This is a genomic window from Streptomyces triticirhizae, from assembly GCF_003696235.1.
GTDB classification, from domain to species: domain Bacteria; phylum Actinomycetota; class Actinomycetes; order Streptomycetales; family Streptomycetaceae; genus Streptomyces; species Streptomyces triticirhizae.
In genome coordinates, this window is record NZ_RFFJ01000046.1 from 1 (window position 1) to 24,670 (window position 24,670).

The following is a 24,670-nucleotide window of genomic DNA, read 5'->3' on the forward strand; positions in this document are numbered from 1 at the left end:
CGCAGCGCGGCGGCCAGCACCGGGCCGACCCGGCCGGCGCCGACGACGCCGACGCGCAGCCGCGCCGGGCGGTCGTGCGCCTCGGCGGCGCGGGGCGCTTGGGCGGCGTTCACGTGGGTTCTCTTCCTGGTCGAGCGTTCCGGTCCGTCCCCGGGGTACCGGACGTCCCCCTCATGCTACGGCGCCGGCGCCGCGCCGTCCGCGCCGCCGGCCAAGGGAGAACGGGCGCGGGGCTACTGCCCGCCGGCCCGCACTAGGCCCGCCTCGTAGGCGAGGACCACGGCCTGCACCCGGTCGCGCAGGTGCAGCTTGTTCAACACCCGGCCCACATGGGTCTTCACCGTCGCCTCGGAGACGACGAGCCGGGCGGCGATCTCCGCGTTGGACAGGCCCTGCGCGATCAGCAGCAGCACCTCGCGCTCCCGGTCGGTCAGCAGGTCCAGCTCGGGGCGCTCCCGTTCGCGCGGTCCCGGCAGCAGCGTCACGAAGCGGTTGAGCAGCCGCCGGGTGGTGGAGGGCGCGACCACCGCGTCGCCGCTGTGCACGGCGCGGATCGCCGCGAGCAGCTCGTCCGGCGGGACGTCCTTGAGGAGGAACCCGGAGGCGCCGGACTGGAGCCCGCTGAACGCGTACTCGTCGAGGTCGAACGTCGTCAGGATCAGCACCCGGGGCGAGCCGGGCCCGCCCTCGCCGCCCTCGCAGATCCGGCGGGTGGCCTCGACGCCGTCCATCCGTGGCATCCGCACGTCCATCAGCACCACGTCGACGGCGGTGGAGCGCAGCAGCTCCAGGGCCTCAGCGCCGTCGCCCGCCTCGGCGGCCACCGTGATGTCGGGCTGGGCGGAGAGCACCATCCGGAAGCCGGTGCGCAGCAGCGCCTGGTCGTCGACGAGCATCACGCGGATCGGCATCGGGGGCTGTCCCTCGCTGGCTGGTGCACGGGCTGGTGGTCTGACGGACCGGCCCGCCGGCGGGCCGGCCGGTGAACGGGTCCGGTGGATGGTGCGCCAGCCGGTCGGCCGCGTCAAGGGCGGTCATCACTGGCCCCCGTTGAGCGGCAGGGTGGCGCTGATGCGGAAGCCGCCGCCCGGGCGGGGCCCGGCGACCAGCATCCCGTTGACCATGCCGACCCGCTCCCGCATCCCGATCAGCCCGTGCCCCTGCCCGTCGGCGCCGCGCCCCTCGTACAGCTCCTGCTGGGCGCCGCGCCCGTCGTCCTCGGCGAGGACGGTCAACGCGTCGCCGCCGTACTCCAGGGTGACGGTCGCGCCGGCGTCGGGGCCGCCGTGCTTGCGGGTGTTGGTGAGGGCCTCCTGGACGATCCGGTAGGCGGTCAGCTCCACGCCGCTGGGCAGCGGCCTGGGCTCGCCGGAGATCCGGAAGTCGACGGCGAGCCCGGTGTCCCTGACCTGGTCCACCAGCTCGGCGAGCTGCTCGACGCCGGGCTGCGGCACATAGTCCTGGGCGCCGACCGCGCTGTCCTCGGTGCGCAGCACGCCCAGCAGCCGGCGCATCTCGGCGAGGGCCTGGCGGCCGGTGCCCGAGATGGTGCGCAGCGCGTTGCGGCACTGGTCGGGGGCGCTGTCGAGGACATAGGCGGCGCCGTCGGCCTGGACCACCATCACCGAGACGTTGTGCGCCACCACGTCGTGCAACTCGCGGGCGATGCGGGCGCGTTCGGCGGCGACGGCCATCCTGGCCTGGGTCTCCCGCTCCCGCTCCAGGCGGGCGGCGCGCGCCTCCAGCTCGGCGTAGTAGGCGCGCCGGGTGCGCAGCGAGTCGCCGAGCACCCAGGCCAGGCAGAACACGCCGGTCAGGAAGATGCCGGCGATGACGCGGTTGGCGAGCGACTGCTCCTCGGCGTCGGGCCAGCGCACGGTGGCCAGCGTGGGCGCGGCCACGGAGGTCAGCAGGCCCAGCCGGGAGGGCCAGCGCTCGGGGCGGGCCGCCACCGTGAAGATGATCACCATCAGGGCGAAGTTGGCGGGCAGCGGCGTGATGTTGGCGGCGATCTGGCCGAGGCCGGTCAGGATCGCGAGTCCCAGCATCTGCTCGGGCCAGCGCCGCCGCAGCAGCACCACCACGCCCATGACGAGGGTCACCACCAGGGCCCCGGTCAGCGGCCCGTCGTACCCTCCTTCGGCGGGCAGGGCGATGATCATGACGGAGGTGAACACGAGCACAAACGCCCAGCAGCCGTCCACCCACGTCGGGTGGCGGCGGAGAAAGTCATAGAGCCGGTTCACTTCACCCAGCGTAGGCACTGGGATCGGCCGGGGAGTCAGCCCGGCGGCCGATACGTGAAGCGCTCAACTACTCCTCAAGGTGGACGGAGGGCCCCCGGGATGGCAGGGCACACCCCAGCGCAAGGCTGGGGCGCGGCGATGGAGCGGGCCCTCTACGGGCCCGGCGGCTTCTATCGCGAGCAGCCGCCGGCCGCGCACTTCAGGACGTCGGTGCACGCCTCGCCGCTCTTCGCGCGGGCCGTCGTCGAACTTCTGACCAGGGTGGACGCCGCGCTGGACCACCCGGCCGAGCTGGCGCTGGTGGACCTGGGCGCGGGGCGCGGCGAGCTGCTCGCCGGCGTGTTGGCCGTCGCGCCGCCCGAACTGGCCGACCGGCTGCGGCCGTTCGCCGTGGAGCTGGCCGAACGGCCGACCGGGCTCGACCCGCGCGTGACCTGGCGCGCGACGCCGCCCGAGGGAACGGTGGGGCTGCTCTTCGCCAACGAGTGGCTGGACAACGTGCCGTTGGAGGTGGCCGAGACCGACGCGGCGGGCGTGGCGCGGCGGGTGCTGGTGGACGAGGAGGGCGCGGAACGGCTCGGGCCGCCGCTCGCGCCGGCCGAGGAGGCGTGGCTGCGGCGCTGGTGGCCGCTGTCCGGGGAGCCGGGGGAACGGGCCGAGATCGGGCTGACCAGGGACGCGGCGTGGGCGGGCGCGGTGGCCACGCTGGCGCGGGGGCTGGCGGTGGCCGTGGACTACGCGCACACCGCCGCCGACCGGCCGGCCGGCGGCACGTTGACCGGCTACCGGCGGGGGCGGGCGGTGCCGCCGGTGCCGGACGGGCGGTGCGATCTGACGGCGCATGTGGCGTTGGACTCCTGCGCTGCCGTGCGCCCCGGCGCGCGGACGCTCAGCCAGCGTGAGGCGTTGCGCGCGCTGGGCGTGCGGGGGGCGCGTCCGCCGTGGGAGCAGGCGCGCACCGACCCGGCGGGCTATGTGCGCGCCCTGGCCGAGGCCGGCTCGGCCGCCGAGCTGACCGACCCGGGCGGCCTGGGCGGCTTCCGCTGGCTGCTGCAACCGGTGGGCGTGGCCGTGCCTTTGTAGACCCGCCCCGGCTACTTGTCGATGTCGCCGACCACGAAGAAGAACGAGCCCAGGATCGCCACCATGTCCGCGACCAGCGTGCCGGGCAGCAGCTCGCGCAGCGCCTGGATGTTGTTGAACGACGCCGAGCGCAGCTTCAGCCGGTGCGGGGTCTTCTCGCCCTTGGAGACCAGGTAGTAGCCGTTGACGCCCAGCGGGTTCTCCGTCCAGGCGTAGGTGGCGCCCTCGGGGGCCTTGAGCACCTTGGGGAGCCGCTGGTTGACCGGGCCGGGCGGCAGCTCGGCCAGCCGGTCGAGGCAGGCGTCGGCGAGGTCGAGGGAGTTGCTCGTCTGCTCCAGCAGCACCTCGAAGCGGGCCAGGCAGTCGCCCGCCGTCCGGGTCACCACCCGCAGGGTTTCGGACAGTTCGCCATAGGCCAGATACGGCTCGTCGCGGCGCAGGTCGAAGTCCACGCCGCTGGCCCTGGCGATCGGCCCGGTGACGCCGTAGGCGCGCGCCACCTCGGGCCGCAGCACGCCGACGCCCCGGGTGCGGGCCCGGAACACCTCGTTGCCCAGCACCAGTTCGGAGATCCGGGGCAGCCCGGCGCGGACCTCGGCCACCGCCCTCCGCGCCCGCCCGGTCCAGCCGGCCGGCAGCTCGTCCTTGAGGCCGCCGACCCGGTTGAACATGTAGTGCATCCGGCCGCCGGAGACCTCCTCCATCACCCGCTGGAGGCTCTCCCGTTCGGTGAAGGCATAGAAGATCGGCGTCAGCCCGCCCAGCTCCAGCGGGTAGGAGCCGAGGAACATCAGGTGGTTGAGCACCCGGTTCAACTCGGCCAGCAGGGTGCGCAGCCACACGGCGCGCTCGGGCACCTCCATGCCCAGCATCCGCTCGACGGCCAGCACCACGCCCAGTTCGTTGGCGAACGCGGACAGCCAGTCGTGCCGGTTGGCGAGCACCACGATCTGGCGGTAGTCGCGCACCTCGAAGAGCTTCTCCGCGCCCCGGTGCATATAGCCGACGATGGGCTCCGCCTCGGAGATCCGCTCCCCGTCGAGCACCAGCCGCAGCCGCAACACCCCGTGCGTCGAGGGGTGTTGGGGACCGATGTTGAGCACCATGTCGGTGCTCTCGGCCGCGCCGCCGACCCCGACCGTGGTGTGGGTGGCCGCCGAGGCCCCGTCGAACGCCGCCGCCGTCCCCGTCTGAGCCGTCCCGGTCTCCGCCATGCCGGCCAGTCTGTCATTCGCCCCCGGGGAACGTCTCGGCCCGGGGCGAAGCGACGCGCGTCACGTTCCGGGCGTTCCGACTTAAGCTTTCCGACATGGACACGGTGGTACGGGGCCCGGGGTCCGGCGGCGGGCCCGGGGTGGCCGACGACCGCTGGCGGCCCATCGAGGCGGGGGTGCTCTCGCTGCGCCGGCTGCTGCTGGTCTGTTGGCTGGGCCCGCTGGCGCTGGTCGGCGCGGTGCTGCCGCCGCTGCTCGGCGCGCCGCTGTGGGCGCTGCTGGCTCTGCCGGTGCTGGCCGCCGGCGGCTGGGGCTGGTGGGCGCTCGCGCGGAACTGGCGCTCGTGGCGCTATCTGGAGCGGGACGACGACCTGTTGATCAGCCGGGGCGTGCTCTGGCAGCAGCTGACGGTGGTGCCCTACGGCCGGATGCAGCTGGTCGAGGTCACCTCGGGCCCGCTGGAGCGGCGGTTCGGGCTGGCCAGGCTGCAACTGCACACGGCGGCCGCCGCGACGGACGCCGCCATCCCCGGGCTGGCCCCGGCCGAGGCGGAACGGCTGCGGGACCGGCTGACCGAGCTGGGCGAAGCGCGATCGGCCGGGCTGTGAACGGGCCGGGGGACCAGCCACCGGACGCCCCGGACGCCCCGGACGCCCCGGCGGAGAACGGCGCGGAGATCCCCGTCGGCCAGGGCAAGCGGCTGCACCCGCTCACCCCCTGGCGCCGGGCCTGGGCGCCGCTGGCCGGGCTCTTCGCCGTCGCGTTGCAGAACGCGGCCGAGGTGCGCGACCAGGCCGAGGGCGCCGGCCTGGGCTGGCTGCTGCTCGGGGTGGCGGTGCTGGTGCTGGGCGCCACCGCCTACGGCTACCTCTCCTGGCGGGTCACCCGCTATCTCGTCACCGACACCGAACTCCGCATCCGCACCGGCCTGTTGTTCCGCCGCACCGCGCATCTGCGGCTGGACCGCATCCAGGCCATCGACATCTCGCGGCCGCTGCTGGCCAGGGCGTTCGGGGTGGCCAAGCTCAAGATGGACGTGGTCGGCTCGGGCTCGGCCGACGAGCTGGCGTTCCTCGCCGAGCGCGAGGCGACCGAGCTGCGCGCCGAACTCCTCGCCCGCGCCGCCGGGATCGCGCCCGAGGCCGCGTCGAGCGCGGGCGAGGCCCCGGCGCGTGAGCTGCACCAGGTGGACGCCCGGATGCTGGGCTGGTCGCTGGCGCTGCTGGGCAGCGGCTGGGGCGCGCTGTTGGGCGCGCTGCTGGTCACCCCGCTGATCTGGCTGGCGACGGACAGCGTGCTGCCGGCGTTGGCCGTGCTGCTGCCGCTGCTGGCGGCGATCTGGCGCGGCAGCCTGGGCGCGTTCCTCACCCAGTACGGCTGGACGGTCAGCGAGTCGCCCGACGGGCTGCGCCTGGACCACGGCCTGCTCCAGCGCGACCACGCCACGGTGCCGCCGGGCCGGGTGCAGGCGGTGAAGATCGTGGAGCCGCTGCTGTGGCGGCCGCGCGGCTGGCTGCGCGTCCAGCTGGACGTGGCCGGCGAGGGCAACGTGGGCGGGCTGCTGCTGCCGGTCGCCACCCGCGAGACGGTGCGGGCGCTGCTCGGCCGCATCCTGCCCGAGGTGGACCTTGACCAGACCCTGGGCGCCGTCAACCCGGCGCCCCGGCGGGCGCGTTGGGCGGTGCCGGTGTGGCGGGTCGGCTACGGGCACGGCGTGACGGACGCGGTGTTCGTGGCCCGGCGCGGGCGGCTGCGGCGCACGCACATCCTGGTGCCGCACGCCAAGGTGCAGAGCGTCCGGCTGACCCAGGGGCCGTGGGAGCGGCGGCTCCGGCTGGCCTCGATCCATGTCGACCAGGGCGCCGGCGGCACCGCGACCGCCCGGCTCCAGGACGCGACCTACGCCACCGACGAGGTGGCCCGGCAGGCGGAACGCTCCCGCCTGGGCCGCCGCACCGCGGCGCCCGACCGCTGGCTGACGGCCCGACCGGCCGGCGGGGCGGGCTGAGCCCGGGGGCCCAACCCGCAGGGCCCGCAGGCCGGTTCGCGCGGTTCGCGCGGTTCGCGCGGTTCGTTCCGTTCAGCCCGCCTGGCCGCCGCCGAGGGCGATGAGGCGGAGCAGGGCCTCGGCCGCCGTCTTCACATGGCCGGTGTCGCCGGGCAGCACGAAGACGCCCCGGGCGCCCCAGCCGGGCGAGACGTTGTACTTGGTGCCGTTCAACGTCAGCGAGACGGTCTTGCCGCCGGTGAACCTCACCTTCTTCGCGGCGATCTGGTTCAGCGGCCCGCTGTCGATGTGCTGCCGGTCGGAGCCCAGCAGGGTCAGCGTTCCCCGGTCCACCAGCACGAAGCCGTGCTGCGCCAGGGGCTTGAGGCCCTTGCCGATCTGAACCTGGTCGAAGACGTACTCAGGCTCGGGGTTGGTCATGACGAACTCCAAGGGCTCAGGGCTTCGGGGCCGGGTCACTGGGGGCTGACAACGAGCGTGTTGGCGATGTCGTCGGCGGTCTCCACCATCTCGACGCCCAGCGTGGGACTCGGCCAGGTGACGGTCAGCTCGACGAACCCCCGGTCGTAGCCGGGGGGCACCACGTAGTAGGAGACGTACTCGACCATCACCCGACGGCCGTCGTCGCCGGGCTCGTTGAGGATCAGCTCGTGCACCCGGCAGGCGGGCCCGGCCGGCAGTTCCACGACGCTGATGCCCGGCTCGCGGTAGCGGTAGGGCTGGGGCTGGGCGGCGAGTTGGGCCATGGTCTGCACGGTGCTGCCGGCCGGCGGCGTGGGCACCGGCGCGCAGAACGCGGTGACCGGCACCAGGGGGCGCGAGTTCAGTGGCTCCGGGGGCACGTAGACGGCGACGGGCGACGCCTCGCGCTCCAACGCGCCCTCCCAGATCGCCTTGATCTCCGGGTAGACGGCCTCCGCGTAGTCCTGGCTGTACTCCCCGCCCCGGTCGGCGACGGCCTGCGCGACCTGCTCGGCCGCGTCCTCCTCCGCCATCTCCAGCGCGTGCCAGAACTCCTCGGGGTGCTCGAAGGAGGCGAGCCAGCGGGTCGTCGGCTTCGCCATGGATATGTCGGTCGCGTCGCTCACGGCGTCGCCCCTCCCTGCTTGTCGAATCGCGAGCCGCCGGAGCGCTCGAAGCCGCCCACCGCCTGCGGCTGGACCAGCCTGTTGAGCGACCACTTCCGGTAGGCGCCCCGGACCACGTAGGGCACGACCCCGATGGCGAACGCGGCGCCGAGGACGGGGAAGAACGGGGTCCACTCGACATCCCAGACGACGCTTCCCAACAGGGCGACCGGAAGGGCGAACAGGGTCGCACCTGGAGTCAGGCTTCCAAGAGCGAAGATGTCGTCGAACCCGTACTCGCCCATCTTCCATGGCCGGGCGGTACGATCCTGCGGCTGGCCACCGGGGAACGCGGCCGACCGCTGGCGGCGCAGGCCGAGTCCGGCTCGTTGGCAGAAGTCGCTCAGCCCGACGAGCTGGGGGTCGCCGGCGAACCAGGTGTCCCAGTGCAGGAACGCGTGCACCGTTCCCCGGCCGTCGGCGAGCGCCACGCCCCAGGGGCGTCCCGCGTCCTCGAACACCACGGCCTCCCGCACCCCGTTGACCGGGTCGGCCGGGGCCGGGATCAGCCGCCACTCGTTCTGCGCGGTGCGCAGTTCGATGGCTTCTTCGGTGAGCCGCAGCGCGCTGCGGTCGAGGAACACGCGGGTGACGGGGATGCCCGGGATCGGTTTCAGCACTGTCAGTGAGACGGTGCCACCCGCACGGCGGCCAGCGAACCCGCCCACTACCGCCGGCACGGTGGCGACCAGTGCGAGAGTCAGGAAGGGAACGGAGACCATCACATCCCTGACGACCTCGTTCGGGGCCACACGGGCGAGAAGTACCAGCACCAGCAGTGCGAGTACCACCATGAGCCACACCGATCCGGCCGTCCTGGGCCCCGGCCGCAACGTCCCCGCGAACTCAGGTGCGCGCGGCGGCTCCTGACCGTCCGGCGCCGTGTGCACGGGAATGCCGGCGTGGCGCAGGAGGTCGCCGAGTCCGGAGCGTTCCAGGTAGTCGACGCCGGCCCCGGGGTCCAGGTTGGTGGTGGGACGGGCGTCTGGCCGGTCCAGCGTGGCGGGTCTGCCGCCGGTCGTCACCCAGTCGCTGGGCGCCAGGCAGGCCACCGCCTGCCCCGCGCCGTCCAGCAGATGGAGACAGCCCCCGAACTTGTCGATCGTCCCGTTGCTCGCGTCGCGCCAGCCGATGCGGAACGCGGTGGGAAGCCGCCCCGGCAGGTGGATCGCCGAGGCGACGCCCTCCGGGCCGACCGGCCAGGCGTGCGCACCGGAGTGGGTGCGCACCACCAACTGGCCGTTCTCGACGGTGATCCGGGCCCGGCGCAGCACCCCCCAGCGGGTCAGGGGACGCTGGGCCGGGAAGACGACCGGCAGCGCCGTGTTCATCGGACCATGGCCTCACTCTCGTCGTAGGTGAAGTCGCCGGGCGCGGTGTAGTCGCCAACCATCGGGTGGTCGCCCTCGGAGAGCCCCGGCCAGTTCCAGAGAGATTCGACGCCCTCAACCGCGAAGAGCCCGACGAGTCCGGATGCGGCGCCGGCACCCGCCGCACCGAGCGCACCCACACCGCTCGCTCCGATACTTCCCACGTCCGCGCCGGCGCGTGCCGCCCGGCCCAACGCCAGCGCGTCGCCCGCCGCTTCGCCCATGCCGAAGAACTGAAAAGCACCGGCCTGGCCGGCGTGCCCCCGTCCCGCTGTTGCGAAGGCGCTCGGGATGTTCCGCAGCCCCGCGATGCCCTGCGAGAAGCCCTGGCCCCAGTTGGCGCCGCTGCCCAACACCCGCAGGTTGCCGGCCATTTCGGTGCCGAGCCCGCCGAACGCGGAGCGGCCCCAGCCGAGCAGGCCCGAGGGGCGGGTGAACGCGGTGCCCGCGCGGCCGGCCAGCGTCGCGCCGTCGCCGACCACGCCGGCGGCGATCGCGTTGCGGGCGGCGCGGTTGCCGGTGGAGATCCGCATCACGTTGCGGAACGCGCTGAACCGCGCGGCGCCGCCCGCCGAGGAGAGCGCGGGGCCGATGGCGCGGCCGATGCCGAAGGTGAGGATGCCGACCAGGTCGAGGGCGAAGTTCAGCCACTTGCCCTGGAGGGCGTTGCCCACCATGGAGAAGACGCTCGCCACCAGCGCGATGGTGCCCAGGATGCCGGCCAGGGCCTGGCCGACCACGGGTATCCAACTCACCAGCAGCGCGAGGACCCCGCAGATCGCGGCGATCCTCCCCGCCCACTCGCCGATCACGATCAGCACGTTCTTGATCGCGTCGATGACCTCGCCGACGCGGTCCCAGAAGCCGTCCTTGAGGCCGTCGCCGCCGATGAAGTCGCCGATCGCGTCGGCGGCCCGCTGCGCGGCCTGGTCCTTGGCCTCGACAATCTCCGCCAGCCGGTTGCGCAGCCGGGTCAACTCGCCCTGCTGGAAATCGAGTTGCCCCTGGAGGCTCTCGACCTGCCGGTTGGCCTCCTCCTCGCGGTCCTCGGCGTCGTCGGCGTCGGAGTCCGAGGCGGCGTCCGCGTCCTGCCGGGCGCCGTCGATCCGGCCGCTGAGGCTGGTGATCTGCTCCTGGACCTCGATGGCCTCGGTGCGCAGCGTCAGGCTCTCGGTCTGCGCGTCCTGCAACTCGGGCCAGTAGCCGGCCAGCGCGTTGGCCGCCGCGTCATAGCGGCCCCACGCCTGCCACACGTCGTCGGAGACCTCGGTCGACTTCTCGCGGAAGGCGGTGCCGGCCTCGGACTGCCAGCCGTCCTCGCTGTCGCTGACGTTCTCCAGCAGCTCCTTGGCCCGCTGGATCGCGTCGGCGGTGCGCCGGTAGCGTGCCGCCGCCTCCTGGACCATCTCCCAGTCGCCGGGGATCGGGTCGTTTCCGTCCGGGGTCAACGGATGCCAGTCCGCCGGTCGGCCGCTCACCCGTTGCCACCCCCCTGGAGCGCGTTGGCCAGCTCGGTCTCGATGCCGTCATAGCCCTCGGCGGCCTGGGTGGCGTGTTCGGCCAACGTTCTCAGGCCGTCCATCAGCTTGTTGCGGTGTATTCGCCAGTTCTCCGCGAACTCCTCAAGTTCGTGTGCGAGATCGCGGTGGCTCACCTCGTCGGCATACTCGGACGCGATGTCCTCGGAGTTCTCGAACTCCGTCGCCACCAGGCGCAGCGTTTGGCCGAGTTCGCGGACTTCGTCCACGGTGATGTCAAGGTCGGACATTCCCCCTCCTCCTGGATACGGGGCCCGGTCGGTCGTTACTCGGACCACCGGAAAGAAGCGGCAATGGCGTCGAACATCTGGACCTGGGCGTCCGCCAGCTCCTTCAGCGGCGCGCTGAACGTGAGCACCAGCCACGCGGTGGAGCGGGGCACCGGCAGGTAGAACTCCAGCAAGGTGTTGGGACGCTCTTTACTCTGTCCCAGTTCCCTTGAGTCCTCGCTGAGTTCCTCCCGGCGGCTGCGCACCGCCTCGCCCGAGGGGAGGGTGACCACGGTCACCTCGGCCGCGTCCTGGTAGCGGTCCCTGATGCCGTCGGCCAGCAGGGACGTGGGCAGCTGCTGGGGCATCGCCGGGTTCTCGGGCTCGGCCGTCACCATGAGGCTGGCCGGGATCGGAATGCCGAGTTCCGCCTGGGTGGCCAGATAGATCTCGATGGCGTCGCGTTGGGCCGCGCTCTGCGTGACGTCGGTCAGCAGCTCACGCAACTCGTGCCGCTTCACGGTGAATTCGTCCCGGTTGGGATAGGCCATGTCCACCAGGATCTGAATGGCCCTGTTCCGCTTGGTCTCCGACCGCAGCGGGATGCGGAACCAGTCCGTCGGCGTGATCAGGTGATAACGCTTCGGCGGCCCGTCCCCGTCCTTCCCGCGCGCCTTTCCCCCGTCCTTCTCGGGCTGGTTGGCCCGAATTTCCGCCGGCTTTTCCCGCGCGGTCAGGCCGGCCCCGCCGTCGTTCCCCCCGAACGCCATGCGTTCCTCCGCCCGTGCCACGCGGAACTCCCGTCCGATCAGCCCCCGATACCGTTCTTTCGTTCCGCATCCAACCAGCAGGGCGCCCGGAAGGGAAGCTCGGGTCCGGGAGAACGACCCCGGTCCCGCTGACCCGGGGTCAGCCGATCCCGGTCAACCCGCCGCCGCCCTCGTCGCGGTCGTCGAGGGGCGCGCTCTCGCCGTCGTCCTCGTCGTCGGCGTCGTCGTCCTGGTCGATCAGCACCGGCGAGCCGTGGTGCGACCAGACCCGCCACTCGCCGTCCTCGGCCCTGCGGAAGACGTTGGTGGCCACCACCAACCCGCCGACCAGCGGCCCCACTTCGCCCTCCGCCTCCGAAGGACCGCCGCTGAGGATGTTCTCGGTGCAGGTCACCAGCGCCGTGTCGCCCACCACCGACACCTCGACATCGGTGAGGAAGAACTGGATGTAGTCGGTGTTGGCCATGATCAGCGCGTAGGAACGCAGCACCTCGGCCCGGCCGTTGATCACCGGCCAGCCCGGGTGCACCACGCTGATGTCGTCCATCAGCCAACGCTCCGTCAGGGCGTCCAGGTCGCCCCGCTCGATCGCGTCATAGAGCGCCGTGTTGGCCGCCGCGACCGCCTCGATGTCGGTGCTCGCTCCGGTCATGCCGCTCCCTCCCCGCCGTCGACCGCCCGGCTGTTCGCCTCTTCGATGGCCCGGGCCACCCGGACGGCGTCCGCGCTGGCCCGTGCCTCGTGTACCCGCACCGCCCACGCGCCAGCCGCCGCCGCCAGCGCCGAGACCGCCGCCGTCGCGGCGTCCCGCTCCCGCGCGGGCGGCGGGGTGCCGTCGGGGCCGGCCAGCACCCGCCCGAGGAACCTCTTGCGGGAGGCGGCGACCAGCAGCGGGAACGGCAGCTCGGCGCGGAGCCGGCCGAGCGCGGCCAGCAGCGTCAGGTCCTGCTCGGCCCGCTTGGCGAAGCCCAGGCCCGGGTCGACCACCAGCCGCTGCGGCGCGATGCCGCCGGCGACCGCGCCCTCGACGCTCTCCCGCAGCTCGGCGACCACCTCGCCGACCACGTCGGCGTAGACGGCCCGCTCGTTCATGTCGAGGCTCCGCCCGCGCCAGTGCATCACCACGAAGGGCACGGCCCGTTCGGCGACCAGCGGCACCATCGCCGGGTCGGCCCGGCCGCCGCTGACGTCGTTGACCAGCCGGGCGCCGGCCTCGATCGCGCGCTCGGCCACCGAGGCCCGCGTGGTGTCCACGCTGACCAGCGCACCCCGGTCCACCAGCTCGCGCACCACCGGCACCACCCGGCGCAGCTCCTCCGCCTCGTCCACCCGGGTGGCCCCCGGGCGGGTCGACTCGCCGCCGACGTCGATCAGGTCGGCGCCCTCGGCCACCAGATCGAGCCCGCGTTTGACCGCCGACTCGGGATCGAACCACCGTCCGCCGTCGGAGAACGAGTCGGGTGTGACGTTGACCACCCCCATCACCGCACAGCGGTCCCAGCGGGGCAGCCCTGTCACCTGGCCATGCGAGATGCTCATGGCACCAGGGTAGGCGCCGGTGGTCCCCGCGAAACCGGCGTTCGACGGCCCGGAACCAGGCGTCCCGGCCGCCCCGGTGGGGAACAGGGCGGGCAGGGCCGAGCGCTGTCCCCCGTGCCGGCCGCCGGGCTCCGGCGGAGCGGCCGCCCGTCGCGGGTAGATTCGAACCCTCGGACGGGGAGCACCCGTACGGGCAGCCCCCGAACGGGCGGCCCCGGAGCAGCGGCGGGCGAACCGACGAACGCCTCGGCGAAGCCCCGAGCACAGCCGAGCACGACCGAGCACAACCAGAACACGAGAACGCGGGACCGCTTGAACACGAGACCGCGAGGACGAGAGAGGGAGTGAGCACCGTGGACCGCATCGCGCTGCGCGGAGTGCGCGCCCAGGGCCACCACGGGGTCCTCCCCAGCGAACGCGCCGAGGGGCAGCCCTTCGTGGTGGACGTGGATCTCGGCGTCGACACCAGGCCGGCCGCCGCCGACGACGCGCTCGAACTGACCGTGGACTACGGGGTCGTGGCCGAACAGATCGTCGCCATCGTCGCCGGCGAGCCCTGCGACCTGCTGGAGACCCTGGCCCAGCGGCTCGCCGACCAGTGCCTGACACACCCGGCGGTGGCCGAGGTCACCGTCACCGTGCACAAGCCCCTGGCCCCGATCACCGTGCCCTTCGACGACGTGACCATCACCATCAAACGGAGCCGAGCATGACCCCCAGCAACGCCGCCTCCTCCCCCGACCCGACCGTGCAGCCGGTGCCCGCCTCCGTGGTCCGACAGGTCGACGCGGCCGACTCCACGCTGCACAACCCCAAGCGTGCCGTGCTCTCCATCGGCGCCAACCTGGGCAACCGGCTGGAGAACCTCCAGGGCGCCGTCGACGCGCTGGAGGACACCCCCGGCGTCCGGGTCAAGGCCGTGTCGCGGGTCTACGAGACCACCCCGGTCGGCGTCCCCGAGGGCGAGCAGCCCGACTACTTCAACGCCGTGGTCCTGGTGAAGACCACCCTGCCGCCGTCCTCGCTGCTGGAGCGGGCGCAGGCCATCGAGGAGGCGTTCGAGCGGGTGCGCGACGTGCGGTGGGGGCCGCGCACCCTGGACGTGGACATCGTCTCCTACCAGGGCGTGACCTCGGCCGAGCCCGCGCTCACCCTGCCCCATCCCCGGGCCCACGAGCGGGCCTTCGTCCTGGTGCCGTGGCACGATGTCGAGCCGGGGGCCGAGGTTCCCGGGCGCGGGCCGCTGCGGGAGCTGCTGCCGACGGTCGAGCGGCAGGGCGTGCGCCTCCGCGAGGACCTGACGCTGGTGCTCCCCGACTGAACCCCCCGGTCGACTCCGGGGGTTGGCCGGGGCAAGGCCAGGGCGCGGCAGAGGAACGACACGGACGAGGGGCGAGCGGAGCGGTGAACCAACTGCGGATCGGGACGCTGGCGGGGCTGTTCGCCGCCGCGTTCGGCCTGTGCTGGGCGGGGGCCGGACTCTGGGACTCGATGGGCAACACGCTGCCGGCCGTTCCCCTCTTCGCGCCCGTGATCCTGGCGCTGATCGCCGCCGTGCTGCTGGCCACGGCGCTCTCGCTGCGCTCCCGGCTGCGCGCGCTGCGCGAACGGCGGCCCGACGCGCGGCCGGTTGACCGGCTGAGCGCGGCGCGGGCCGTGGTCTTCGGGCAGGCCAGCGGGCTGGTCTCCGCGCTGGTGGCCGGGGCGTACGGCGGGTTCGGGCTGTTCCTGCTGCTGGAGCGGATGGACGTGCCCAACCGCAGGGACCAGGCGCTCTACGCCGGGCTCGCGGTGGTCGCCGGCATCGCCGTGGTCGCCGCCGCGCTCTATCTGGAGCGGGTCTGCCGCCTGCCCGACGGGGAGGGCAACGACGACGAGCCGGGCGGCCCGATGCGCTCCCCGGTCTGACCTCCCGTTCCGAAAAGCCCAGGGCTCAGACCCCGCTGACCGACTCCAGCTCCACCTCGGCCCGCTCCACCGAGCGGGTGTCGGCGTCGATGGAACGCCGCAGCGCCTCGTGCAGCGTGGTCGGGGTGAGCACCCCCAACAGCCGGTCGTCCTCGTCCAACACCGCGATCCAGCCGGCGTCGTACTGGAGCATCGTCGCGAACGCGTTCTTCAGCGAGGCGCCCAACGGCAGCCACGCCTCCATCCGCCGCGCGTGCTCGGCGACCGTGCCGCTCGGCGTCCCGGACCGTTCCGCCACCGACACCCAGCCGTGCAGCACGTCGTCCTCGTCCAGCACCACGGCCCAGCGCACGCCATCGGCCCGCATCCGCTCCTGGGCGGTGGCCATCGAGTCGGAGAGGTGCACCACGGGCGGCTGCTCCAGGTCGCCGCGCTCCACCGGGGTCACCGACAGCCGCTTGAGGCCACGGTCGCTGCCGACGAACGAGGCGACATAGTCCGTGGCCGGCGCGCCCAACACGGCGGCCGGGGAGTCGTACTGCTCGATCCGGCCCTGCCCGAAGACCGCGATCCGGTCGCCGAGCCGCACGGCCTCCTCGATGTCGTGGGTGACGAAGAGCACCGTCTTGCGGACCTCCCGCTGGAGCCGGAGGAACTCGTTCTGGAGCCGCTCCCGCACCACCGGGTCCACCGCGCCGAACGGCTCGTCCATCAGCAGCACCGGCGGGTCGGCGGCCAGCGCCCTGGCCACCCCGACGCGCTGCCGCTGCCCGCCGGAGAGCTGGTCGGGGTAGCGGCCGCCGTAGACGGCCGGGTCGAGGCCCACCAGTTCGAGCAGTTCGGCGGCGCGCCGCCGGGCGGCCTTCCGGCCCCGGCCCAGCAGCACGGGCACGGTCGCGGTGTTGTCGAGCACGGTGCGGTGCGGGAAGAGGCCGACCTGCTGGATCACATAGCCGATCCGGCGCCTCAGCCTCACCGGGTCGACGCCGGCGATGTCCTCGCCGCCGAGCAGGATGCGGCCGGACGTGGGCTCCTCCAGCCGGTTGACCAGCCTCATCGTGGTCGTCTTGCCACAGCCGGACGGGCCGACCAGCGTGACCAACTCGCCCTCGGCGACCTCGAAGTCGAGGTCGTCCACGGCCACCGTGCCGTTGGGGTAGCGCTTGGAGACGTGCTCGAACCGCAACATGTTCATGATTCTGTCAGGTTAACCGTCTAGGGTGCTGGAACATGAGTGCGGCAACCGCCCAGAGCTGTCTGGCGGCCAACGACTGGATCTGCGGAGAGTATCTGCGCAGTCGCAGTGAAGAGTTGACCGAAGCCACCGTCGACCATGTGGTGATCACGGTCACCTCGGTGGGCATCGCGGTGCTGCTCGCGTTCCCGCTGGCCCTGCTGGCCCGCCGCTGGCGACTGGCCTCCGCCGGCATCCTCGGCGCCACCACCGTGCTCTACACCATCCCCACGCTCGCCATGTACGCGCTGCTGCTGCCGGTGTTCGGGATCTCCGTCTCGCTGGTGATCTGCGGCCTGGTGCTGTACTCGCTGACCATCCTGGTGCGCAACGTCCTCACCGGGCTCCGCTCGGTGCCGGCCGAGGCGCGCGAGGCGGCCGTCGGCCTGGGCTACGGCCGGACCCGGCTGCTCTTCACCGTCGAACTGCCGCTGGCGCTCCCGGCGTTGATGGCCGGCCTGCGGATCGCCACCGTCTCGGCCGTCTCGCTGACCACCGTCGGCGCCATCGTGGACAACGGCGGCCTGGGGAACCTGATCTACGCGGCGATGGACAGCTACTTCAAGGCCCAGGTGCTCACCGCCTCGGTGCTCTGCGTGCTGCTGGCCATCGCCGCCGACCTGCTGCTGCTCGGGCTCCAACGCCTGCTCACCCCGTGGACCAGGGCCGCCGGCGGCGGCCGCAGGGCCCGCAGGGCGGCCGGCGCCGAGGCGCGCGACGCGGTCCTCGACCAGCGGGCCACGGCCTGAAGGCCCGGGGAGGAAGAGCGCGCTGATGAACGCGATCGTCGACGCCTGGGCGTGGCTGACCACCGCCGACCACTGGTCGGGACGGGGCGGCGTGTGGCAGCGGCTGGCCGAGCACCTCCAGCTCACCGGCCTCTGCCTGCTGATCTCGGCGGCCGTCGCGCTGCCCCTGGCCGCCTGGCTCGGGCACGGCGGCGGGCGGCGGCTCGGCGGCGCGCTGGCCATCAACATCTCCAACGCCGGCCGCGCCGTCCCCACCTTCGCGGTGCTGGTGCTGCTCACCATCAGCCCGGTCGGCGAACACGGGGACGCCCCCACCATCATCGCGCTGGTGCTCTTCGGGGTGCCGCCGCTGCTCACCAACGCCTATGTGGGGGTCGCCGAGGCCGACCGTGACGTGGTGGAGGCCGCCAGGGGCATGGGCATGTCCCCGTTCCAACTGCTGTTCCGGGTGGAACTCCCGCTCGCCTACCCGCTGTTGATGACGGGGCTGCGCACGGCTGCGGTGCAGCTGGTGGCCACCGCCTCGCTCGCCGCGCTGGCCGGCGGCGGCGGCCTCGGCCGGGTGATCACCGCCGGCTTCGACACCAACAACACGGCGCAGGTCTTCGCCGGCGCCGTCCTGGTCGCCGGCCTGGCCCTGCTGGTGGAGGGCGCGCTCGCGCTGCTCCAACGGCTGACCGACCCCCACCGCCGCCCGAACCGGCGCGCGCCCGACGACGAACGGCCCCCGGCGTCCCACCGCCCGGCCACGACCACACCTGAGATGGAGACCACGTGACCGCGACACCCACCACCGGCGCGGCCCGCCGCACCCGGCTCACCCTCGCCGGGCTCGCCGCCCTCACCCTCGCGCTGACCGCCTGCGGCGGGGAGAGCCTGGAGGAGAACGAATCCGGCGGCTCCGACGGCAGCGGCGACAAGGGCTCGGTGACCGTCGGCGGCGCCAGCTTCACCGAGGCGACGCTGATGGCCGAGCTGTACGCCGGCGTGCTGGAGGAGGCCGGCTACTCCGTCTCCATCACCAACGTGGACAGCCGCGAGCTGTACGAGCCCGAGTTGGAGAACGGCGGCATCGACGTCGTCCCCGAATACGCGGCGACGCTGGCCGAGTTCCTCAACACCGACGTCAACGGCCCCGACGCCGAACCCGTCGCCTCCGCCGACGTCGAGCCGACCGTGGCCGCGCTCCGCGAACTGGCCGAGCCCAGGGGCCTGACGGTGCTGGACGCGGGCGATGCCGCCATCCAGAACGCGTTCGCCGTCACCGAGGAGTTCGCGACGGAGAACGACCTGAGCACCCTCACCGATCTGGGTGAACTCGGCGAGCCGATCCGCCTGGCCGCCGGCGAGGACTGCCCCCAGCGGCCGTTCTGCGAACCGGGGTTGGAGAACACCTACGGCATCGACATCACCGAGATCGTCCCGCTCGGCGTCGGCACCGTGCAGAGCAAGCAGGCGGTCGAGCGCGGCGAGGCCGAACTGGCCCTCGTCTCCACGACGGACGCCGTGCTGGAGGACTTCGGCCTGGTGACCCTGGAGGACGACCAGAACCTCCAGCAGGCCGACAACCTGGTGCCGGTCCTCAACACCGACAGCCTCGGCGAGGAGCAGGACGCCATCGCCGCCCTGAAGGAGCTGACCGCGACCCTCACCACCGACGAACTGCGGGAGATGACCCGGGCGGTGGTCTCCGAACGCGAGAAGGCGGAGGACGTCGCCCACGCCTACCTGGTCGAGCGGGGTCTCGTCAGCGAGTGACGCGCGCGGGCCCGCGCCCCGCCGCGCGGGCCCGCCCCACCGCCGCCCGGCACTGATAACCGACCGGGCACAACCCGCCGGTCACCCTCCCGCGCGCCCTTCGCACCACGGTAGGTTGCGACCATGGCACGTGGACGTCACCGCAAGCAGGCGCTGCACAGGGTGCTGCTCCCGGCCTCGTTGGCCGCGCTCGCGCTCGCCAGCGCCGGCGCGGCCTGGCTCGTCGGTGACGAGGAGGCGCTGATCCTGCGCTCGTTGACCGCCGTGGCCGCGCTGGCCGCCGTGGCCGCCGCCGTGGCGCTCCGCCGCTGGGACCTGGCGGCCGGCCGCCAGGTCGCGCGCGAACGCGCCGGCCGGGCCGGCCTCGCCTGGAAGGTCGAGGAACGGCAGGCCGAACTGGAGGAGGCGCAGGAACTCATCGCCACCCTGGAGGCCAAGGTCACCGACAAGCGCGCCGAGTTGGGCCGGCTCCGCTCGGAACACGCGGCGCTGCTGCGCCGCTACGCCACGGCGGAGAGCGAACGGGCCAAGGCCCTTGAGGGCCGGCGGCAGTTGGCCCTGGAGGCCGCCGAGCCGGCGAAGGCGCTGCCGGCCAGGGCCGCCGACCACCGCACGGCGGGCGGCGCCCCGACGCCGCTCACCTACCGGCAGGCGTACGAGGCGCTGAGTCACCTCTCCCGCCATGTGGCCCGCCAACGCGCGGAGCGCGAGGCCCTCCGCCCCGCGCCCGAGCCGCAGGCCCTCCAGCCCCCGCCCCAACGCACCGGCGGCTTCGACTTCTTCGGCCGCACCCGCTGAGCCCCTGGCCGGGGGTTCTTTTCCGCACCCGCCCGCCTCCTCTCCCGCCGGCCGGCCTCCCCACCCGGGGCGGCACGCCCACGGTCAGCGGGACCTCCGCCCGCCGGGGCGGCGTCACGTCCGTGGGCGCTCCCCGGGCACGGTCCACGTTCCTCGCGAAGGCCCCGCCACCGGCAGCCTGGCGCCCCCGGGCACAGCCCGGCAGGGGCAACCGCCGCCCGCAGGGCAACGATCCCTCGTGAAACACCCCCACGCCACCGCACCGCGCGCGCGGCGCGCCGCGCCTCCCCGAAAGGCCAGCGCCCCGCGCCCCGCGCCTACCGGGACAGGATCAGACTCATCGCCTCGGCCCGCGTCGCCGGGTCCCGCAGTTGCCCACGGACCGCCGACGTCGTCGTCTTCGCGCCCGGCTTGCGCACCCCGCGCATCGTCATGCACATGTGCTCGCACTCCACCACCACGATCACCCCGCGCGGCTCCAGGATGCGCATCATCGAGTCCGCGATCTGGGTGGTCAGCCGCTCCTGCACCTGCGGGCGGCGGGCGAAGACGTCGACCAGGCGGGCCAGCTTCGAGAGCCCGGTGATCTTGCCGCTGCTGGCCGGGATGTAGCCGATGTGCGCGACCCCCACGAACGGCACCAGGTGGTGCTCGCAGGAGGACATCACCTCGATGTCCTTGACCAGCACCATCTCGTCGTGGCCCAGGTCGAACGTCGTGGACAGCACGTCCTCGGGCCGCTGCCAGAGCCCGGCGAATATCTCCCGATAGGCCCTGGCCACCCGCGCCGGAGTGTCCCGCAGCCCCTCGCGGTCCGGGTCCTCGCCCACGGCGAGGAGGAGTTCCCTGATGGCGTTCTCGGCGCGCTTCTCGTCGAACTCGCCGATCGGCCCCGGTGCGGACTCCCCGCCCGTCAACGTCACCGGGTCAGTCATACCGTTCCCCGTTCCTCGTTCCTCGTGACGGCAGGCCCTCCGAACAGGACCGCGCCCCTCACCCTAGAACGTGAGGGGCGCGACGGGCATTCCGGACCGAACGGCGATACCGAACGGCGACACCGAACGGAGTCCGAGGGGTCGGGTCAGTCCTCCGGCCTGGGCTCGGGCGACTTCTCCAGCGACGACGGGCCGCCGCTCTCCAGGCCGGCGCCGCTCGCGGCACCGTTGCTCGCGCCGTTGGCCGAGCCGTTGGCCATGCTGATCTCCTTGGTGGGGAAGGTCACCGGCGGCCTGGTCGACGGGGCGCGGCGGGTGGAGCCCGTCCACGCGGGGCGCGGCGGGCGCTTGACCACCGGCCGGAACACCTCGGCCAGCTCCTCCTTGTTGAGCGTCTCCTTTTCCAGCAGCGCGAGCACCAGGTTGTCCAGGACGTCCCGGTTCTCCACGAGGATCTCCCACGCCTCGTTGTGCGCGGACTCGATCAGCTTCTTGACCTCCTCGTCCACCAGCCCGGCGACCTCCTCGGAGTAGTCGCGCTGGTGGCTCATCTCCTTGCCCAGGAACGGCTCGGAGTTGTCGCTGCCGAACTTGATCGCGCCCAGCCGCTCGGTCATGCCGTACTGGGTGACCATCGCGCGGGCCGTGGAGGTGGCCTTCTCGATGTCGTCGCCGGCGCCGGTCGTCGGGTCGTGGAAGACCAGCTCCTCGGCGGCCCGGCCGCCCATCATGTACGCCAGGCGGTCCAGCATCTCGTTCCGCGTGGTGGAGTACTTGTCCTCCTCGGGCAGCACCATGGTGTAGCCCAGGGCGCGGCCCCTGGAGAGGATGGTCACCTTGTGCACCGGGTCGCTGTTGGGCGACGCGGCGGCCACCAGGGCGTGTCCGCCCTCGTGGTACGCGGTGATCATCTTCTCCTTCTGGCTCATGATCCGGGTGCGCTTCTGCGGCCCGGCCACGACGCGGTCGATCGCCTCGTCGAGGAACTTGTTGTCGATCAGCTTGGCGTCGCCCCGGGCGGCCAGCAGCGCCGCCTCGTTGAGCACGTTGTTCAGGTCGGCGCCGGTGAAGCCGGGCGTGCGGCGGGCCACGGCGGCCAGGTCCACGTCGGGGGCGACGGGCTTGCCCTTCTGGTGGACCTTGAGGATCTCCAGCCGGCCCTGCATGTCGGGCCGGTCCACGGCGATCTGCCGGTCGAAGCGGCCGGGGCGCAGCAGCGCCGGGTCCAGGATGTCGGGGCGGTTGGTGGCGGCGATCAGGATGACGCCGCCCTTGACGTCGAAGCCGTCCATCTCGACCAGCAGCTGGTTGAGCGTCTGCTCGCGCTCGTCGTGCCCGCCGCCCATGCCGGCGCCACGGTGGCGGCCGACCGCGTCGATCTCGTCGACGAAGACGATCGCGGGGGCGTTCGCCTTGGCCTGCTCGAAGAGGTCACGGACCCGGGAGGCGCCGACGCCGACGAACATCTCGACGAAGTCCGAGCCGGAGATGGAGTAGAACGGCACCCCGGCCTCGCCGGCCACCGCGCGGGCCAGCAGGGTCTTGCCGGTGCCGGGCGGGCCGTAGAGCAGCACGCCCTTGGGGATCTTGGCGCCCACGGCCTGGAACTTGGCGGGCTCCTGGAGGAACTCCTTGATCTCCTGAAGCTCCTCCACCGCCTCGTCCGAGCCGGCGACGTCGTCGAACGTGGTCTTGGGGGTGTCCTTGGTGATCAGCTTGGCCTTGGACTTCCCGAAGTTCATCACCCGGGAGCCGCCGCCCTGCATCTGGTTCATCAAAAACAGGAAGACGACGATGATCAGGAGGAAGGGGAGGATGGACAGCAGCATCCCGACGAACGGGTTCTGCGACTTGGGCGAGACGGTGTACCCGTCGGCCAGCTCGTCGTCCTGGAACTTCGACTGGAGGTTCCTGGCGAGGTCCTCACCCTGGCCGTCGATGTAGTTGGCCTGGACCTTGTCGCTGCCCTCGATCTCCTGGCCCTCGGCCAGCTCGATCTTGATCGTCTGCTCGTCGCCGGTGGTGAGTTCGGCCGACCTGACCTGGTTCTGGTTGATCGCCTGAACGACCTCGCCGGTGTCCACCTTCTTGTAGCCCTCGGACGAGCTGAACACCTGCATCAGCAGAATGACGGCGAGGACGGCCAGCACGATCCACATCACTGGCCCACGGAAATAGCGCTTCACGTCTATCCATACGGGGCGGCGCGGCCCCGTCCCTCCTGCCACGTAGAGGCACAGCCGCTCCCGGACGGGCTCTGCTGTGCGCGCGGTGTCCTAGTGTCGGCCGATCTGCGCCCGGCCTTGACTCAGCTGAGCTGTACAACGCGACGGTACCCCAGTACGACCGCTCAGCGCTGCCGGGCATCGGGCACCGATCGTCTCCCCCTGCTCAACGGTGGGGAACGGGGCGGTGTTCCCGTTCACTCCCCGTAGACGTGCGGGGCGAGCGTGCCGACGAAGGGCAGATTGCGGTACTTCTCGGCGTAGTCGAGGCCGTAGCCCACCACGAACTCGTTGGGGATGTCGAAGCCGACCCACTCCACGTCGATGTCGACCTTGGCCGCGTCCGGCTTGCGCAGCAGCGAACAGATCCGCAGCGAGGCCGGCTGGCGCGAGCCCAGGTTGGACAGCAGCCAGGAGAGCGTCAACCCGGAGTCGATGATGTCCTCGACGATCAGCACATGGCGGCCGGCGATGTCCGTGTCGAGGTCCTTCAGGATGCGCACCACGCCGGACGACTGGGTGCCGGCGCCGTAGGAGGACACCGCCATCCAGTCCATGGTGACCGGCGTGGACAGGGCGCGGGCGAGGTCGGCCATGACCATCACCGCGCCCTTGAGCACCCCGACCAGCAGCAGGTCCTGGCCCGCGTATCTGGCGTCGATCTCGGCGGCCAACTCCCCGAGCCTGGCATCGATCTGTTCCCTGGTGATGAGCACCGACTCCAGGTCGGCCCCCAGATCTGACTCTCGCACCCGTGCCACTGCTCTCTACTGGCCCTACTGCCTGTCACGGCCCGTCGTCGGCTGTCGCCGCCCGGCGGACCGCTCTGCTTCGTTCCGCGTCGTTCTACTCGGCAGATCTCCCCGGCGTGACCGCCGAACCGTCGGCCCATCGGTTCGCCTGCTGAAGGACAAGTCTGCCACCCTGCCTGCTGGCCTCGACGCGCCCCGGCAGGTTCAGCGGACTCTGCCCGCGCCAGGCGGTGATCAGCCGGTCCGTCTCCTCGATGTGGCGGGCGAAGAGCGAGCCGGCGGGGGCGCCGGCCGCGATGGCGGCCCGGCGCAGCACCCGGCGCCGGACGGCGGGCGGCAGGCCGCGCAGCGCGGCGATCTCCAGGGTGCCGTCGGGGCGGGTGGCGTCGCGCTCCGCGTCCCTGGCCCAGTCGTCGAGCGCGTCGGCGTCGTCCCGGGAGAGCTGGGCCGTGCGGGCGAGGGCCTCGACGACGCCCCGGCCGAGGGCCTTCTCCAGCACGGGCAGCGCCTCGTGACGCACCCGGGACCTGGTGAAGCTGGGGTCGGAGTTGTGTGGGTCGTCCCAGACGGGGATCGACTGGACCAGGCAGGCCCTGCGGGTCGTCTGCCGGTCGATGCTCAGGAACGGGCGGCGGTAGCGGGGGGCGGTGCCCTCGGCGTCCGCTGGGCCGCCGCCCAGGCCGGCGAAGGCGGCGGCCATGCCGGCGAGCGAGCGGGTGCCGGAGCCCCTGGCCAGCCCGAGCAGAACGGTCTCGGCCTGGTCGTCCCTGGTGTGGCCGAGGAGAACGGCGACCGCGCCATGGCGTTCGGCGGCGGCGTCGAGGGCGGCGTAGCGGGCGGTGCGGGCGGCGGCCTCCGGGCCACCGGCGTGGCCCACGGTGACGGAGCTGCGTTCCACCGGGTCGAGGCCCAACTCGGCGAGCCGCTCGGCGACTTCGCGGGCCCGGACGTCGGAGTCCGGCTGGAGGCCGTGATCGACGGTGACGCCGCCGGCGCGCAGGCCGCAGCGCGGGGCCTCGAAGGCGAGCGCGGAGGCCAGGGCCATCGAGTCGGCGCCACCTGAGCAGGCCACCAGCACCAGGGGCGGGGGCCCGGCGGGGAAGGGCGAGCCGACGTCGTGACGAATGTCGTGCAGCACGCGGCGGACCGCCAGGCGTATCGCGGCGACCGCGGGATGGGGACCCATGTCCGAATCACTTCTTTCCGG

26 protein-coding genes are annotated in these 24,670 nt (G+C 72.9%); 10 read left to right on the plus strand and 16 right to left on the minus strand.

The genetic code is table 11. The annotated features are described in order from the left end of the window. Nucleotides 1–233: 233 nt before the first annotated feature. Nucleotides 234–911, minus strand: a complete 678-nt coding sequence (locus EBN88_RS11070; protein ID WP_122183657.1) for a response regulator — start codon at nt 909–911, stop codon at nt 234–236. A 126-nt stretch (nt 912–1,037) separates the two neighbouring features. Then, the gene (locus tag EBN88_RS11075) at nt 1,038–2,246 is read right to left on the minus strand and encodes a sensor histidine kinase (protein WP_122183658.1); all 1,209 of its coding nucleotides are present in this window, start codon (nt 2,244–2,246) and stop codon (nt 1,038–1,040) included. A 99-nt stretch (nt 2,247–2,345) separates the two neighbouring features. On the opposite strand from EBN88_RS11075, the gene EBN88_RS11080 reads away from it, so the two are divergent. Beyond that, entirely contained in the window at nt 2,346–3,329 is a 984-nt protein-coding gene (locus EBN88_RS11080; RefSeq protein WP_122183659.1) for an SAM-dependent methyltransferase, read from the plus strand. Between the two features lie 11 nt (nt 3,330–3,340). On the opposite strand, the gene EBN88_RS11085 is transcribed toward EBN88_RS11080, so the two are convergent. Further along, complete coding sequence (locus tag EBN88_RS11085; RefSeq protein ID WP_233580599.1) at nt 3,341–4,435, minus strand: NADH-quinone oxidoreductase subunit D; 1,095 nt, start codon at nt 4,433–4,435, stop codon at nt 3,341–3,343. Nucleotides 4,436–4,638: 203 nt separating this feature from the next. Between EBN88_RS11085 and EBN88_RS11090 the strand changes: the two genes are divergently transcribed. Beyond that, nucleotides 4,639–5,151, plus strand: a complete 513-nt coding sequence (locus EBN88_RS11090) for a PH domain-containing protein (protein ID WP_122183661.1) — start codon at nt 4,639–4,641, stop codon at nt 5,149–5,151. Further along, the gene (locus EBN88_RS11095; RefSeq protein WP_122183662.1) at nt 5,148–6,551 is read left to right on the plus strand and encodes a PH domain-containing protein; all 1,404 of its coding nucleotides are present in this window, start codon (nt 5,148–5,150) and stop codon (nt 6,549–6,551) included. The genes EBN88_RS11090 and EBN88_RS11095 overlap by 4 nt, the downstream gene beginning before the upstream one ends. Nucleotides 6,552–6,623: 72 nt before the next feature. Here EBN88_RS11095 and EBN88_RS11100 read toward each other — a convergent pair whose 3' ends face one another. The 8 genes from EBN88_RS11100 to folP all read right to left on the minus strand — a co-directional run bounded on the left by EBN88_RS11100 (nt 6,624) and on the right by folP (nt 13,104). Further along, nucleotides 6,624–6,971 carry a hypothetical protein gene (locus tag EBN88_RS11100; protein ID WP_122183682.1) on the minus strand — a complete coding sequence of 116 codons (348 nt, stop codon included), beginning with the start codon at nt 6,969–6,971 and terminating at the stop codon, nt 6,624–6,626. A gap of 35 nt (nt 6,972–7,006) precedes the next feature. Further along, entirely contained in the window at nt 7,007–7,639 is a 633-nt protein-coding gene (locus EBN88_RS11105; RefSeq protein ID WP_122183663.1) for a hypothetical protein, read from the minus strand. Continuing rightward, nucleotides 7,636–9,009 (minus strand): hypothetical protein, encoded by a 1,374-nt coding sequence (locus tag EBN88_RS11110; RefSeq protein ID WP_122183664.1) that lies wholly within the window; start codon nt 9,007–9,009, stop codon nt 7,636–7,638. Before EBN88_RS11110 ends, EBN88_RS11105 begins: the two co-directional genes overlap by 4 nt. Further along, complete coding sequence (locus EBN88_RS11115; protein WP_122183665.1) at nt 9,006–10,526, minus strand: AAA family ATPase; 1,521 nt, start codon at nt 10,524–10,526, stop codon at nt 9,006–9,008. Before EBN88_RS11115 ends, EBN88_RS11110 begins: the two co-directional genes overlap by 4 nt. Beyond that, a complete protein-coding gene (locus EBN88_RS11120; RefSeq protein ID WP_122183666.1) occupies nt 10,523–10,816 on the minus strand; it encodes a type VII secretion target in 294 nt (97 codons plus the stop codon). Before EBN88_RS11120 ends, EBN88_RS11115 begins: the two co-directional genes overlap by 4 nt. Before the next feature lie 35 nt (nt 10,817–10,851). Then, on the minus strand, nt 10,852–11,565 hold the full coding sequence (locus tag EBN88_RS11125) for a hypothetical protein (RefSeq protein ID WP_122183667.1): 714 nt from the start codon (nt 11,563–11,565) through the stop codon (nt 10,852–10,854). Nucleotides 11,566–11,704: 139 nt separating this feature from the next. Continuing rightward, on the minus strand, nt 11,705–12,217 hold the full coding sequence (locus EBN88_RS11130; protein WP_122183668.1) for a nuclear transport factor 2 family protein: 513 nt from the start codon (nt 12,215–12,217) through the stop codon (nt 11,705–11,707). After that, complete coding sequence (gene folP / locus EBN88_RS11135) at nt 12,214–13,104, minus strand: dihydropteroate synthase (protein WP_199742318.1); 891 nt, start codon at nt 13,102–13,104, stop codon at nt 12,214–12,216. The genes EBN88_RS11130 and folP overlap by 4 nt, the downstream gene beginning before the upstream one ends. A 353-nt stretch (nt 13,105–13,457) precedes the next feature. Here folP and folB point away from each other — a divergent pair, with 353 nt between their 5' ends. The 3 genes from folB to EBN88_RS11150 all read left to right on the plus strand — a co-directional run bounded on the left by folB (nt 13,458) and on the right by EBN88_RS11150 (nt 15,012). Next, complete coding sequence (gene folB / locus EBN88_RS11140) at nt 13,458–13,817, plus strand: dihydroneopterin aldolase (protein ID WP_122183684.1); 360 nt, start codon at nt 13,458–13,460, stop codon at nt 13,815–13,817. Then, nucleotides 13,814–14,425 carry a 2-amino-4-hydroxy-6-hydroxymethyldihydropteridine diphosphokinase gene (folK, locus tag EBN88_RS11145; protein ID WP_122183669.1) on the plus strand — a complete coding sequence of 204 codons (612 nt, stop codon included), beginning with the start codon at nt 13,814–13,816 and terminating at the stop codon, nt 14,423–14,425. The genes folB and folK overlap by 4 nt, the downstream gene beginning before the upstream one ends. Nucleotides 14,426–14,508: 83 nt before the next feature. Further along, nucleotides 14,509–15,012 (plus strand): DUF3180 domain-containing protein, encoded by a 504-nt coding sequence (locus EBN88_RS11150; protein ID WP_122183670.1) that lies wholly within the window; start codon nt 14,509–14,511, stop codon nt 15,010–15,012. 25 nt (nt 15,013–15,037) lie between these two features. Here EBN88_RS11150 and EBN88_RS11155 read toward each other — a convergent pair whose 3' ends face one another. Further along, entirely contained in the window at nt 15,038–16,201 is a 1,164-nt protein-coding gene (locus EBN88_RS11155; RefSeq protein WP_122183671.1) for an ABC transporter ATP-binding protein, read from the minus strand. A gap of 41 nt (nt 16,202–16,242) precedes the next feature. Here EBN88_RS11155 and EBN88_RS11160 point away from each other — a divergent pair, with 41 nt between their 5' ends. The 4 genes from EBN88_RS11160 to EBN88_RS11175 all read left to right on the plus strand — a co-directional run bounded on the left by EBN88_RS11160 (nt 16,243) and on the right by EBN88_RS11175 (nt 19,551). After that, the gene (locus tag EBN88_RS11160; protein ID WP_122183672.1) at nt 16,243–16,995 is read left to right on the plus strand and encodes an ABC transporter permease; all 753 of its coding nucleotides are present in this window, start codon (nt 16,243–16,245) and stop codon (nt 16,993–16,995) included. A 25-nt stretch (nt 16,996–17,020) separates the two neighbouring features. Beyond that, entirely contained in the window at nt 17,021–17,773 is a 753-nt protein-coding gene (locus EBN88_RS11165) for an ABC transporter permease (protein WP_122183673.1), read from the plus strand. After that, on the plus strand, nt 17,770–18,753 hold the full coding sequence (locus tag EBN88_RS11170; RefSeq protein WP_122183674.1) for an ABC transporter substrate-binding protein: 984 nt from the start codon (nt 17,770–17,772) through the stop codon (nt 18,751–18,753). The genes EBN88_RS11165 and EBN88_RS11170 overlap by 4 nt, the downstream gene beginning before the upstream one ends. 123 nt (nt 18,754–18,876) lie before the next feature. Continuing rightward, a complete protein-coding gene (locus EBN88_RS11175; protein WP_147472706.1) occupies nt 18,877–19,551 on the plus strand; it encodes a hypothetical protein in 675 nt (224 codons plus the stop codon). Nucleotides 19,552–19,868: 317 nt separating this feature from the next. On the opposite strand, the gene folE is transcribed toward EBN88_RS11175, so the two are convergent. The 4 genes from folE to tilS form a co-directional block, all read right to left on the minus strand. Further along, on the minus strand, nt 19,869–20,486 hold the full coding sequence (folE, locus tag EBN88_RS11180; RefSeq protein ID WP_122183676.1) for a GTP cyclohydrolase I FolE: 618 nt from the start codon (nt 20,484–20,486) through the stop codon (nt 19,869–19,871). A 146-nt stretch (nt 20,487–20,632) separates the two neighbouring features. Beyond that, nucleotides 20,633–22,678: an ATP-dependent zinc metalloprotease FtsH gene (ftsH, locus tag EBN88_RS11185; protein ID WP_122183685.1), complete on the minus strand. Its 2,046-nt coding sequence runs from the start codon at nt 22,676–22,678 to the stop codon at nt 20,633–20,635. 230 nt (nt 22,679–22,908) lie between these two features. Beyond that, nucleotides 22,909–23,463: a hypoxanthine phosphoribosyltransferase gene (gene hpt, locus EBN88_RS11190; protein ID WP_193317965.1), complete on the minus strand. Its 555-nt coding sequence runs from the start codon at nt 23,461–23,463 to the stop codon at nt 22,909–22,911. A gap of 94 nt (nt 23,464–23,557) precedes the next feature. Continuing rightward, a complete protein-coding gene (gene tilS / locus EBN88_RS11195; protein ID WP_122183677.1) occupies nt 23,558–24,649 on the minus strand; it encodes a tRNA lysidine(34) synthetase TilS in 1,092 nt (363 codons plus the stop codon). Nucleotides 24,650–24,670 lie beyond the last annotated feature (21 nt).

Bases quoted from the DNA above. Each gene is read 5' to 3' on its own strand.
- EBN88_RS11070 (WP_122183657.1), bottom strand. From the start codon at position 911: ATGCCGATCCGCGTGATGCTCGTCGACGACCAGGCGCTGCTGCGCACC.
- EBN88_RS11080 (WP_122183659.1), top strand. From the start codon at position 2,346: ATGGCAGGGCACACCCCAGCGCAAGGCTGGGGCGCGGCGATGGAGCGG.
- EBN88_RS11085 (WP_233580599.1), bottom strand. From the start codon at position 4,435: ATGGTGCTCAACATCGGTCCCCAACACCCCTCGACGCACGGGGTGTTG.
- EBN88_RS11090 (WP_122183661.1), top strand. From the start codon at position 4,639: ATGGACACGGTGGTACGGGGCCCGGGGTCCGGCGGCGGGCCCGGGGTG.
- EBN88_RS11100 (WP_122183682.1), bottom strand. From the start codon at position 6,971: ATGACCAACCCCGAGCCTGAGTACGTCTTCGACCAGGTTCAGATCGGC.
- EBN88_RS11110 (WP_122183664.1), bottom strand. From the start codon at position 9,009: ATGAACACGGCGCTGCCGGTCGTCTTCCCGGCCCAGCGTCCCCTGACC.
- EBN88_RS11120 (WP_122183666.1), bottom strand. From the start codon at position 10,816: ATGTCCGACCTTGACATCACCGTGGACGAAGTCCGCGAACTCGGCCAA.
- EBN88_RS11125 (WP_122183667.1), bottom strand. From the start codon at position 11,565: ATGGCGTTCGGGGGGAACGACGGCGGGGCCGGCCTGACCGCGCGGGAA.
- EBN88_RS11130 (WP_122183668.1), bottom strand. From the start codon at position 12,217: ATGACCGGAGCGAGCACCGACATCGAGGCGGTCGCGGCGGCCAACACG.
- folP (WP_199742318.1), bottom strand. From the start codon at position 13,104: ATGAGCATCTCGCATGGCCAGGTGACAGGGCTGCCCCGCTGGGACCGC.
- folK (WP_122183669.1), top strand. From the start codon at position 13,814: ATGACCCCCAGCAACGCCGCCTCCTCCCCCGACCCGACCGTGCAGCCG.
- EBN88_RS11155 (WP_122183671.1), bottom strand. From the start codon at position 16,201: ATGTTGCGGTTCGAGCACGTCTCCAAGCGCTACCCCAACGGCACGGTG.
- EBN88_RS11160 (WP_122183672.1), top strand. From the start codon at position 16,243: ATGAGTGCGGCAACCGCCCAGAGCTGTCTGGCGGCCAACGACTGGATC.
- EBN88_RS11165 (WP_122183673.1), top strand. From the start codon at position 17,021: ATGAACGCGATCGTCGACGCCTGGGCGTGGCTGACCACCGCCGACCAC.
- EBN88_RS11175 (WP_147472706.1), top strand. From the start codon at position 18,877: ATGGCACGTGGACGTCACCGCAAGCAGGCGCTGCACAGGGTGCTGCTC.
- folE (WP_122183676.1), bottom strand. From the start codon at position 20,486: ATGACTGACCCGGTGACGTTGACGGGCGGGGAGTCCGCACCGGGGCCG.
- tilS (WP_122183677.1), bottom strand. From the start codon at position 24,649: ATGGGTCCCCATCCCGCGGTCGCCGCGATACGCCTGGCGGTCCGCCGC.